This is a genomic window from Aquimarina intermedia (assembly GCF_008124785.1).
Lineage (GTDB): Bacteria > Bacteroidota > Bacteroidia > Flavobacteriales > Flavobacteriaceae > Aquimarina > Aquimarina intermedia.
The window spans coordinates 129,757-141,665 of sequence record NZ_VNHU01000001.1 but is presented as its reverse complement, the minus strand read 5'-3'; the positions used below and the strand labels follow the sequence as shown (position 1 = coordinate 141,665).

The 11,909-nt window shown below is 37.9% G+C and carries 10 protein-coding genes; 2 read left to right on the top strand and 8 right to left on the bottom strand.

Annotation, left to right across the window (positions count from 1 at the left end):
* Positions 1-43: 43 nt before the first annotated feature.
* Positions 44-436, top strand: a complete 393-nt coding sequence (locus BD809_RS00510; protein WP_148780994.1) for a lipocalin-like domain-containing protein — start codon at positions 44-46, stop codon at positions 434-436.
* A 167-nt stretch (positions 437-603) separates the two neighbouring features.
* Here the strand turns inward: BD809_RS00510 and BD809_RS00505 are convergent, their stop codons facing one another.
* Together BD809_RS00505 and BD809_RS00500 are read right to left on the bottom strand one after the other, a co-directional pair.
* On the bottom strand, positions 604-5,211 hold the full coding sequence (locus tag BD809_RS00505) for a T9SS type A sorting domain-containing protein (protein ID WP_148780993.1): 4,608 nt from the start codon (positions 5,209-5,211) through the stop codon (positions 604-606).
* A 128-nt stretch (positions 5,212-5,339) separates the two neighbouring features.
* The gene (locus tag BD809_RS00500; protein WP_148780992.1) at positions 5,340-6,311 is read right to left on the bottom strand and encodes an endonuclease/exonuclease/phosphatase family protein; all 972 of its coding nucleotides are present in this window, start codon (positions 6,309-6,311) and stop codon (positions 5,340-5,342) included.
* Between the two features lie 111 nt (positions 6,312-6,422).
* On the opposite strand from BD809_RS00500, the gene hflX reads away from it, so the two are divergent.
* The gene (hflX, locus tag BD809_RS00495) at positions 6,423-7,643 is read left to right on the top strand and encodes a GTPase HflX (RefSeq protein WP_148780991.1); all 1,221 of its coding nucleotides are present in this window, start codon (positions 6,423-6,425) and stop codon (positions 7,641-7,643) included.
* Position 7,644: 1 nt separating this feature from the next.
* Here hflX and BD809_RS00490 read toward each other — a convergent pair whose 3' ends face one another.
* The 6 genes from BD809_RS00490 to BD809_RS00465 all read right to left on the bottom strand — a co-directional run bounded on the left by BD809_RS00490 (position 7,645) and on the right by BD809_RS00465 (position 11,851).
* A complete protein-coding gene (locus BD809_RS00490; RefSeq protein WP_148780990.1) occupies positions 7,645-8,544 on the bottom strand; it encodes a DUF3078 domain-containing protein in 900 nt (299 codons plus the stop codon).
* A 148-nt stretch (positions 8,545-8,692) separates the two neighbouring features.
* Positions 8,693-9,613 carry a DUF3078 domain-containing protein gene (locus tag BD809_RS00485; RefSeq protein WP_148780989.1) on the bottom strand — a complete coding sequence of 307 codons (921 nt, stop codon included), beginning with the start codon at positions 9,611-9,613 and terminating at the stop codon, positions 8,693-8,695.
* 177 nt (positions 9,614-9,790) lie between these two features.
* Complete coding sequence (locus tag BD809_RS00480; protein WP_148781422.1) at positions 9,791-10,300, bottom strand: DUF2480 family protein; 510 nt, start codon at positions 10,298-10,300, stop codon at positions 9,791-9,793.
* 62 nt (positions 10,301-10,362) lie between these two features.
* A complete protein-coding gene (locus BD809_RS00475) occupies positions 10,363-10,689 on the bottom strand; it encodes a DUF59 domain-containing protein (protein ID WP_148780988.1) in 327 nt (108 codons plus the stop codon).
* Between the two features lie 11 nt (positions 10,690-10,700).
* Positions 10,701-11,123 carry a SufE family protein gene (locus BD809_RS00470; RefSeq protein WP_148780987.1) on the bottom strand — a complete coding sequence of 141 codons (423 nt, stop codon included), beginning with the start codon at positions 11,121-11,123 and terminating at the stop codon, positions 10,701-10,703.
* Positions 11,124-11,155: 32 nt separating this feature from the next.
* Entirely contained in the window at positions 11,156-11,851 is a 696-nt protein-coding gene (locus BD809_RS00465; protein WP_170251712.1) for a DUF4377 domain-containing protein, read from the bottom strand.
* Positions 11,852-11,909 lie beyond the last annotated feature (58 nt).

Below are 11,909 nucleotides of genomic sequence, written 5' to 3'. Positions count from 1 at the left end.
ATTTTTATAGCTTCGTAAATCAATAACACACAATTCAGTATTTATGAAAAAGTTACTCCTCAGCACATTTATTATTCTGGTATTTTATGCTTGCGCCGAAAAGAAAGAGTCAGCCTTAGTCGGCACCTGGCAATTAAGCGAAGTTTTAGTAGATCCCGGTAATGGTCAAGGCTCCTTTCAAAAAGCAAACCAGAATAAAGTAATTACTTTTCTGGCAGATGGTACGCTAAAGAGTACTACTTCCTACTGTCAAATGAGTAAGGATGCAACCATAGGCACTGCCGGATCGTATTCAATGAACAACTCAAAGCTTATGATCACTTGTGACACTACCGAATCAAGTATTAATTTTGAATTAAAAGATGGTGCGCTTATTTTAGACTATCCAATACAGTGTATTGAGGCTTGCAAGGAGAAGTATGTGAGGGTAAAGTAAAATAGTTGACTTTTACTATAATCATCTGACAACAATGTCAAGTCTATAATATTTTCAAAACCCACTCATACGCAAGTCGTTAAGCAATTTTAGAGATCAAGATATAAAAAAGCCGACCATAACAGTCGGCTTTTCAATTAACACTTGTTCCATTAAAGTTTAAAGAATTATTCTTTTACAATCTTTTCTATGTATTGTGATCCATTCTCTTTGTCGATTGCTTTAATTACGTAAATACCCTGAGGAAACGATTTCATGTCTACTTGCAGAATTGAACTTCCAAAGTTCATAACCGCTTGTTGTGTATATACTTCTCGTCCTGTTACATCGGTAATCGATATAAGTAAAGAACTTCGGTTTTTTGTGGTAAAGCGAACACTTAGTCTATCAGTCACAGGGTTTGGCGAAGCTACAATTTCAACACCTTCTATAGTATCGGCTTCAGTCAATAATTCGCTTTCGTAGTCAGTAGGTTTATCAATACTTCCACTTGCTTTTTGCAACGGAATGGTTTCTCCAGACTCCAAGCATACAATAGCGTCCAAATCATACCCGTCTGCAAACCAAGGAAACTTACTGCTATCGCTGGTGTCAACTACTTTTATAAATTTTGCACTACGCAAACCACCACTAGCCAGATCAAAAGCGCCGTCCTGACAGGTACTTCCAAGAGATACAAACGTTTCTCCATCTACAGAAGCAAAAACCTCAGCTTCTTCCGGAAAATAATGACAAGAAATATTGTCTCTAAATCCAGTAGATTCATACACCATAAATTCGTCGCTGTCAACATTGTCAAAAATTTCATTATTCAATTCAATAGTAATAGATCCACCGAATCCTAAACTCACAAAATTAAAATAACGTCGCTCATTAGGGCTACCCAATGCTTTCTGAGCGCGACTACGATGATAGGCTACACGGCGTCCATCTTTACGAAGGCCTTGATCGAATGCTACCATAGAGCCTCCAATACATTCATTTTCTACTATTGGTGGCGTCAATAAAAATCGGGCAGATACCGGTAAATGATCAGAGGTATTAAAAGCATAATCATTATCATATACATCATAATGTACCGTGACCGAATTTTCCAGATAACTTTCATCCAATTCATTTGTAATAGCAATGTGATCGATCATATTTTCTCTAAAAATAAAAGAGCGTAGACCTGCATCGCTGAGAGCTGATGATACTATGGTATAATTTGAACTATCCTGTATATATCGTTCATAACTTGATATAGTCGAACTAATATCTGCAACCGTCTCATCGACATCATCGTTATAGTCACCTAACAAAATAACTTTATTAGTAGCAAAATTAGCGTCTAAAGAATCCTTCAGCACCTCAACATCATATTTCCGCATATCGTAACGTGCCTGAGCATCAGTGCCACTGTTTGCTCGCGCATGTAATGCCACCAAATCAATACGCTCGGTGACTCCGTCAACTGTCACATCAGCAGTCATCAGAAACGGTAAACGACCACTTGCAAAAAATCGGGTGGTTTCATTTGGATAATCAGCTATTGCACTCGCATCACCCCCATTGTACAATGGATGTATTGTGGTAAACATAGCTCGGGTTGATACTACATTTACGGTTTCTGTATTATATATAAATCCTAATTTTTGAACATTTGAAGTAGAAGATGGATTTGAAAATGCATCCGATAAAATAAAATCATATCCCGGCAGCGTGCTTACCAGTTCTGCAAATAGTAAGTCATCTGCAATTTCTTGGACGGCATAAATATCGGCATTTAATTTTTTTAACACTACAGCTGTACTGTCTCGTTGTATAGCATCAGACATAGGGTTGTTTCCTACCGGAGAATTGGCTTCATCGCCAAACCATTCAATATTCCAAGTAACAACGTCAAAAGTTTCCTCTTTCGGAAAACTAATAGTATCACCTGGCGGAATAAATTCTAAAGCACAAGGCATATCGTCGGCATTACGAGGTAAGAGTTGATAAAATTCTCTGAAACGGCCTACGACTCCTGTAATCTGCGGACACGTAATTGGCTGTACTTTACCTACCAGCGTAGTTACATCATTATCTATACGTAGCTCTCCTGCTCCATTTGCATCGGTTAACGTAAAGTTGGCGTTTCCAAATAATAAATCTCCCGGATTAGGAAAGCTTGTATTTTGCACCACTACCAATTCTCCCGGATGATTGGCGAGTTCTGATAGTATAATGGGTAAGGGGGTGATAGGTTGCTGAGGTTCGCCATTGTCAACTACATCAACTACCGAGTCAATCTGCACCTGATCATTAAAAGCAACTCGCGTACCCGTAAGGGTTATTGAGTCACCAACCTGAAATGTATCTCCGGATTGAATCACCTGATCAAATACGGCTATACCCCCCGTAGCATCTTGAATAAACGCCGGTCCTCTAAAATTATCTGTTGCCGTAAGTACACCTGTAATCGTAACCGGAGTACCGATCGCTGCTGCACGAGCTGCGGCAATAGAAATAATCTCGCCCGGAACTACGATGACGCCATCATTGGATACTCCCGGTGTTGGATCCTTGACAACATAGGTTTGGGTATTACGGGGTCCGCCCGTTCCATTTGGCATACGCTGCAGAGATTCTCCATCCTTATTACCATTACTATTCTCATTCAACTGAGGTGCACCTTCATTTAATAAAGCCAACAGCTCTACATCATCAGCATCGTCTGTATCATAAACAATGGCATCAATAAGATTCGTAGTTGATAGTGCGGTCCCGTTCGGAAAACTACTAGCGTTATCAAAATATAAAGCTACAGCATCAGCTCCATTCTGAAAGCTATTACCCGGCACTACTAAGTTTACATTAGCCACATTTGCATTTCCTAAAACAAAATATCCCTCGGCATTTGTAGAAAAACCATCCAGATCAAAGGCATTATAACTTGTATCCCCGTTTCCATTATAATTAACCAATACATAACCATCTAATGCAGTGTTTCCAACCCCACCATCATATAGTTCTATAAACTCTAAGGCATCAGAACCTTGGGTGTCTGCATCGAGCTCATTAATGATGAGCGCGACTTCTTCCGTAGCATTCGTATTTGATGTCCCCGGAGTAGGCACTGCCTGTGTATAGGAACTCGTATTTCTTAATCCGCCGGAACCATTAGGAAAACGCTGCATAGAATGCATATCCTTGTTACCTTTAGCATCCTCATTAATTTGAAGCTCTCCCATAATAAGGAGTGTCAAAAGCTCGGCATCATCCGCATCATTAGTGTCATAAACCAGCGCATCAATAAGATTGGTAGTGGTAATTTCACTTCCATTAGGAAAATTGGCGGCATCAGCTTTGTAAAGCGCTACAGCATCGGCTCCATTTTGTACTCCGTTTCCGGGAAAAGTAATTGTTACATTGTTTACACCCGGGTTTCCTAATACTAAATATCCATTCGCATTGGTCGTAAATCCGGATAAATCGAATGCGGCATAAGATTGGTTATTTGACCCATTATATAAGACAACTGTATAACCATCTAACGCAGTGTTGCCCATACCACCATCATACAATTCAATAAATTCAAGTATATCAGAACCCTCAGTATCCGCATCTACCTCGTTAATCAAAACTACAACTTCTGCAACCTCATCTACAACTTGATTTTCACCACCAGGAGTATTGATAGCTTCTCCCGGTTCTGCATTGGCAAGAGGGAAGCTTGGTAATCCTTGTCCGTCAAAATCATTGCGTCTCCAATCCGAAGTAGCATCGGTGTCCGTACCATTAGGAAATCTAGAGGCTCCGCCCACAGTGAATGTACTGCCATCGAAGGACTGTGATAATGTTACGTTGCTATAATTAACATCAGCGGTTCCACCGTCATTAACTCCCACGGCATCTACTATTTGTTCCCATGGAGTACTGTCGAACACGCCATCATCATTAGTGTCTAAATCATCTCCCGGATTTCCTGTAAAATTCTTTACCAAAAGAAGTGAAAGGGTTCCGTTTTCGAACATATTTGCCGCAAAGTCGGTTGTAAAATAACCTAATGCATCTGTGGTTCCCAGTGGAATTACTTCGTCAATCATTCCCGCTGCATTACTGTCTCCTTCTATTTCCAGTACGGTATACATACTTAGATCTGTAGACGGTCCCGCTAGAATTTCGATAAATTCGTCAGTATCCGATCCCGTGTGATTCAGTACAAATTCATTGAGAACCGGATCGATTACCACCGTACCAAAGGTTTGATTCGTATTTACAGCACCGTAAGTATTTGTATCCAATGCTTCCCAAGTGAAATCGGTATAATTTGTTCCATTACCCGAAAGTTGTAACGAACTCCCCACCGCAGTGCTACTTGTTTCTGAAACTACAATATCAACACTTGTAAGACCCGATGCAGGTCCATCTACTGCTGTAAATACACCTTCATAACTCAAAAACTGAACAACAGTATTCGAATTATCAACTAAAGCAACGCCATCCGGAGCACCGTTCTGTAGACCGTTGGTGGGTAAAGTTTCGATCACCGTTCCATAACCATTTTGCTGATCCGAAATACTACCTGACAAGGCGATGGTGTTGTACATTTGACCATTAGAGCCATTGTATAAAACGAGGCTCCAACCGCTGAGATCTGTATCGGCGGGGGCGGCTATTTCGATAGCTTCGTCAACATCGGTACCTGAATTGTCGTAGTGAATTTCGTTTATAAAAACGGATTGTGCTGTACTACTCATTGTACAACATAGGGTAATGCTTACCGCAAGGGTGAAGAGTAATTTAAGATTCATTGTGTGTGTGTTTAAGTATATATTATACCACGGCAATTTTGAAAATCACAATAAATTTGGGTAGGTTTTTAGGTTATGAAACCTTTAAGCAATTAAGGTACTGTTTTATTGCTGAAAAATAAGTCATTTTAATGTAACTTTAAGGATATATATACAGGAAAATGATCACTATAGCCGCCTTGATAATTGGGTCCAGCGTAGGTACGAAAAGGGCTTCCTTTATATCTGCCTTCAAATACTCTAATATACTTTCTGTCAAATATATCAGCATGATCAAAACTATGTTTTCCTCGCTGAAATTTATGGAATGAATGACTTATGATTATCTGATCAAACAAATTCCATTGACTACGATAACTCAAACTGCCTCGATATCTAGTGTGTAATTTCATCATTGGGTTATAAAGATCTTGCTGAACCAAGTGATCCTTTACACTTTCACTATTAGGGTCGTCATTAAAATCACCCATGACGACAATTTTAGCTTCCGCATCATGTGCTTGAATTTGTGCTATAAGTTCTCTGTTTTTCTGAGCTGCTATAATTCTTTTATACGCAGTGTTTTCAGCCCCATCTCGGCGAGACGGCCAATGATTCACAAGAACATGAATTTTTTCTTCATTCATAAATCCTTCAACATGTAAGATGTCACGAGTATAATCCCTTATTCCAGGTTCATTATCAACGAGTACTGTAACTGTTTTAGAGGTTATGACCTTAAAGTGATCTTTCTGATATAATAAGGCAACATCAATGCCTCGTTCATCCGGAGAATTGTAATGAACAATACCATATTGATTAGACACCATTTTTTTAGTTGCTACCAAGTCTAGCAACACCTTTTTGTTTTCGACCTCAGCAACACCAACGAGAATCGGTGGTTTAGAGCTTTTAGATGTCCCAATCCTTGTAATAACCGAACTTAGCTTGTACAATTTCTTTTCATAACGCTTGCGGTTCCATCTGCGTTCAGAATGTGGAAGAAAATCGTCATCCAATGTTTTGAGATCATCCTCTGTATCAAACAGATTTTCGAGGTTATAAAAAGCTAGTGTGTATAGTGAATCGTTTTTAGTTGAACGAAATAATGGTAAATCCATGTAGGAAGAAATTATAAGAAACTCCTAAAGTACAAATTCAAACCCAGACAATGTTGTACCTTTGATAACTAATTACGCACTTATACGTGCAAGTAGATTAAAGCAAAATCGATGCTAGAAAAAAAAGACTTTGAGTACGAGAAAGCCATACTTATTGGTATCGTTACAAAACATCAAAACGAAGAAAAACTTAACGAATTCTTAGATGAATTAGAGTTCCTTACCTATACCGCCGGTGGAGAAGTGGTCAAACGCTTTACTCAAAAAATGGATATGCCCAATTCTAAAACTTTTATCGGTACCGGTAAAATGGAAGAGGTGCAAGCATATGTTGAGCAACATGATATTGGCACTGTAGTTTTCGATGATGAGTTAACACCTGCACAACAGCGTAACATAGAGCGTATTTTAAAATCGAAAATAATTGATCGTACGAATTTAATTCTTGATATTTTTGCGCAACGTGCGCAGACAAGCTATGCGAGAACTCAGGTAGAGCTTGCTCAATATCAATATTTACTGCCTCGACTTACCGGGATGTGGACACATTTGGAACGTCAGCGTGGGGGTATCGGAATGCGTGGTCCGGGTGAGACAGAGATCGAAACGGACCGCCGTATTGTGCGCGATCGCATCTCCTTATTAAAGAAAAAAATGCTAACCATCGATAAACAGATGGCTACACAGCGAGGTAATCGTGGTCAATTGGTACGCGTAGCCTTAGTGGGATATACAAATGTTGGTAAATCAACCTTAATGAACGTCATTGCAAAGAGCGACGTTTTTGCTGAAAATAAACTGTTTGCTACTCTGGATACCACGGTACGAAAAGTAGTCATTGGGAACCTTCCTTTTTTACTAAGCGATACCGTCGGGTTTATAAGAAAATTACCTACCCAGTTAGTAGAGAGTTTTAAGAGTACGTTGGATGAAGTTAGAGAGGCAGATTTGTTGCTTCATGTCGTAGACATATCTCATCCTCAATTTGAGGATCATATTGCTTCTGTAAATAAGATTCTGGAAGAGATTGCAAGTTTGGATAAACCGACAATTATGGTGTTTAACAAGATAGACGCGTATTCCCACGCAACTATCGAGGCAGATGACCTTACTACAGTTCGTACCAAAGCACATTATACGCTTGATGAGTGGCGCGATACCTGGATGAGTAAGATAGGGGATAATGCTTTGTTTATTTCGGCAATTAATAAAGAAAATATGGATGAATTTAGAAAACGAGTATATCAGGAGGTTCGGGAAATTCATGTAACCCGTTTTCCATACAATAATTTTCTATATCCGGAATTTATGGAACAAGAGGGAGAGAAATAATTTAAAAGGTATAGGTTAGACCAAAACCGAGGATCTCTCTGATCTGAAAGCCTCTTGTTGCATTATCATCATAAATTGCTTGAAAAGCCAATGTAGTGGAGATATACTTGTTTACTTTGAGTTGAAGGTTCATGGTATAATCAATATCGATGTTATAAGCTTCTTCAATATAGTTAGAATATAAGTTAAGAATATTTTCTAATGAAATATTCTTCATGATGGTAAATTTAGCATACATGGAGATAGATCCTCCAAATTCAAAACGTGAGGTCTCTCCCTTATCTAATCCAAAATAATCCCCATCCTCATACTCCTCACCATCAGTAAATTGATTGTCCACAAAAATCATTCTTGCGGTTATAGGCGCTATGTTTACATATAATAAATCACTTTTTTTCCATAAAATACCCGGTCCTGTTTGTATATAAGCAGGTGAGAAAAAACGTGTTTCTTCTATTCGTATTTCTTCTTCTGTGTCCGGAATTTTTACAAACCTAAACCCTTTATCAAACTGTGATTTAAAATTGATAAAATATGAATAATACCAATTGGTAGTTTTAATTCTCTTACTTAAAACTGAGTTTAACTCCATTCTATCATTTGTCTTACGGGTAAACTTCTTGTCCTTTATTTTTGTAAGTCCATAATCGGCTAAAAAACGATTATTCAATGTGAGACTACCTTGTCGATAATTGAATTCAAATTTGATAGTCACATTGCCCGCTACGTTGGTAGTACCCCCTCCTTGCCAATTATTATTAAAAGCTGCCTGATTGATTAAAGTTGCTACTTTTCCTTGCGTCTTCCAGCCATCAAGAGAATCCTTTTCAACATTCTTTTGTTGAGAATATGAGGCTACGCTGCATACGATGCTTATGATGTAAAGAAGATAATTTCTCATACTTCACTATTAATTCTATTTCAAAAATGCAAATATAAAGAGTGTGTAGGGCTTATAACGGTTATGGGATGATTTTATTAGGTTTATTCGAAGAAAAAAGCCTCCTAAATTAGGAGGCAAATTGAGAATATTTTGTAAAACTTTTTTTCTAGAAACCGTAGTTAATTCCTAATCCAAAAACCTCACGTATTTGAAAACCTTTAACAGCGTTATCATCGTAAATTGCTTGAAATGTAATGTTTGCTGACATGAATTTATTAATTGTCATTGCAATATTAGCGGTATAATCAATATCTACGTTTTGAGGGTCTTCCAAATAATTAGCATATAAATTTAAGATGTTCTCCATCGATACGTTTTTAACCAAATTGAATTTAGCATACCCATTTACTGCTGCACCAAACTCAAATCTGGTAGATTCATTGGCATCCACCCCAAAATAATCCCCATCAACATACCCTGGAGTACTAGTAAAGGCATCATCTACAAAAATTAATCTGGCTGTAGCAGGAGCAAAATTAACCTTAAAGTTATCGCTCTTTTTCCATAACAGACCTGGTCCCGCTTGCAAGTAACCCGGTGATAAAAAATGGGTGGTTTCGAGACGAGCTTCTTGGGTACCCACAACAACTCCATTTTCAAGCACATCTTCCTCAAAATACTCATATCCTGAGTCAAATTGTGTTCTAAAGTTTAGAAAGAATGAATAAAACCAATTTGATTCTTTAATTTGTTTTCCAACAATTGAGTTTAACTCTAACCGATCATTTGTCTTGCGCGTGAATTCCTGACCTTTTAACTTGGTAAGACCATAATCTGCCAATACTTTATTATCCCATGTTACATCACCCTTACGGTAATTAATATCGTAACTCAATGACAGGTTACCAGCGATATTAGAGGTTCCTCCACCCTGCCACTCCGCATTAAATGCGGATTGATTAAAAAGAAGACTTATTGTACCCGAATCACTCCATCCATCTTTTGGCGTTTCTTCTTGAGTTTCTTCTTGAGCATACATAAGCGTTGCACTCACTAGCAAAGCTAAGGTGATTAATGTTTTTTTCATCTTACTAATAATTTAAAATAGTTTTAAGTAGTGTTCATAGCGTGATATGCTATGAAGCGGTTCACTTCTATTTGGTTTATGTTTGCGTAAAGATACTAATGCCGCAATATTCATAATACAGTTTAAGAAGTCTATAGGGATTTTTTCGATGAATGCTGCGGTTTTTCGACAAACGGCTTAGGTCTGTTTGTAAAGAGGTACCGAAGAACAAGCCTCACCATAGCGCAAGCTTTTGACCAACGGTTGTAAATTTTGAATCGCCATAGTATATGCATTTGGCGGTACCGGCTTATTTGAACATCCTTTTATAATTACATATTTATCTTGAAAAGGCGTATAGTCCAGATGGCTCAAAATATCATGATAAAGATAGGTCTCGAGCATTTCTAGCGTACCCACAACCACCTCACTGGCGTAAGGCGCTAGTTGACTTGTCAATAAAAGATAGGCCCAGCCCGGAATAATGGCGTCTGTAGAGCATGTGAGGGCTACATATGTGTTCTTATATTGTGTCCAATCGTGATTGGCTATATGTGCTCTAAAATCATTTTCTTTTAAAATAAGTCCTTGATATAACCAGTCTTTTATGTCTAACGATACCCGTGACCCTGTTGGATAATAATCCTCCAAGTCAAAAGTTACAAGCTTTTGATTCTGTGTCACTCTATTGACAATTTCTTCTTTCATACCTTCAACTTCCAACAATTGTGCTTATTTTGAGTAGTTACTGTATTAACCTTTCAAAGGTTTTATAACATCCCCAATTCTAACTTTGCTTCTTCACTCATTAAATCTTGCGACCAAGTTGGTTCAAAAGTCAATTCTACCTCAACGTCATTCACAGCATTAAGAGATTTGACTTTTTCTCGAACTTCTTCAGGTAACGATTCTGCAACCGGACAATTTGGTGAAGTAAGTGTCATCAAAATTTTTACATCATAATCTTCATTTACAAAGACATCATAAATAAGTCCCAGTTCATATATATCAACAGGGATTTCCGGATCATAAATAGTCTTAATAACCTTTACAATCTTTTCTCCCAGTTCATTAGTATCTATTGTTATTTCGCTCATAATCTGTACTATTAATTTAATTGGGTTTGATACGCTACTGCATATAATTTGAGTTGCTTTATCATACTTACCAAACCGTTCGCCCGAGTCGGGGATAAATGTTCTTTCAATCCGATTTCATCAATAAACTTGGTGTCTGCATCGATAATATCCTGTGGATGCTGATTTGAAAATGCTCGAATTAAAATCGCTATAATTCCTTTTGTTATTATAGCGTCGCTATCGGCTGTAAATGCAATTTGATCATTCTTCATCTCTGCATGTACCCAAACTTTACTTTGACACCCTTTAATTATATTGTCATCTGTTTTATATTTATCTTCAATCAACGGAAGTGACTTGCCTAATTCGATCATATATTCATATCGTTGCATCCAATCATCAAACATACTGAACTCGTCTACGATTTCTTCCTGAATTTCTTGTATAGACATAAATTTTATTTTTTACAAAAGTACAACATCTATTACTCCTTTTCAACACTTTCTACCAATGAGAGTATGTGTTTTATTAATGGTTCTATTTGTTTAGGAGGTGCCCCATGATCGAAACTTGTGGATGTATACACACTATCGCCCGAACTAATTTTCAGTTGTGCATGTGCAGCTCCATCAAACAATCGTTTTCCGGTAGGAGCCTCCAGCGTATGGATCTCTTTAATTTTAATAGTATTTAAGAGACTCTGAACCTTTTCCCAGGCTTGCTTAGAGCAGGGTTTTGAGTTTGTTTCTTTTCGGTTTCTGTCATGACTTATTGTTACGGTCTCCTGCGTAATTATAGCCGCCAGATAAAAGCCTCTCGAGGTAGCCTCGTATTCGATAGTAACGGGTTGTTGCACTGATAAGTTTTTTGGTTTTATGGTTTTAGTTTTACTAAGTACTTTACTCAACCTATACCTAAGTGAAGAACCATCAGCCGGCGGGTTATCTATGGCGGTTACCTCCACTTCAATTTCATAAGAAAACCCTTCTTCGAATTCAAATCCTTCAATCTTGTCATAAAACAACGTCCAATCATCATCCGGGTTTTCTTTAATTAACATACATTGTTGTGATCCAACACCGGTACAATCGACAAGGTGATCTGCAACAAGAAGACGTTTTGTTTCTTTGCAGGAAGCAAAAAATAAGGTGAGTAGTACAACGCTGATAAGCTTTTTCATCATCATTAATTTTTAAATTAAATTACAAAAAAAGACGTCACACGGACGTCTTTTATCT

Coding starts and splice junctions, on each gene's coding strand:
- BD809_RS00510 (WP_148780994.1), top strand. CDS start 44: ATGAAAAAGTTACTCCTCAGCACATTTATTATTCTGGTATTTTATGCT.
- BD809_RS00505 (WP_148780993.1), bottom strand. CDS start 5,211: ATGAATCTTAAATTACTCTTCACCCTTGCGGTAAGCATTACCCTATGT.
- BD809_RS00500 (WP_148780992.1), bottom strand. CDS start 6,311: ATGGATTTACCATTATTTCGTTCAACTAAAAACGATTCACTATACACA.
- hflX (WP_148780991.1), top strand. CDS start 6,423: ATGCTAGAAAAAAAAGACTTTGAGTACGAGAAAGCCATACTTATTGGT.
- BD809_RS00490 (WP_148780990.1), bottom strand. CDS start 8,544: ATGAGAAATTATCTTCTTTACATCATAAGCATCGTATGCAGCGTAGCC.
- BD809_RS00485 (WP_148780989.1), bottom strand. CDS start 9,613: ATGAAAAAAACATTAATCACCTTAGCTTTGCTAGTGAGTGCAACGCTT.
- BD809_RS00480 (WP_148781422.1), bottom strand. CDS start 10,300: ATGAAAGAAGAAATTGTCAATAGAGTGACACAGAATCAAAAGCTTGTA.
- BD809_RS00475 (WP_148780988.1), bottom strand. CDS start 10,689: ATGAGCGAAATAACAATAGATACTAATGAACTGGGAGAAAAGATTGTA.
- BD809_RS00470 (WP_148780987.1), bottom strand. CDS start 11,123: ATGTCTATACAAGAAATTCAGGAAGAAATCGTAGACGAGTTCAGTATG.
- BD809_RS00465 (WP_170251712.1), bottom strand. CDS start 11,851: ATGAAAAAGCTTATCAGCGTTGTACTACTCACCTTATTTTTTGCTTCC.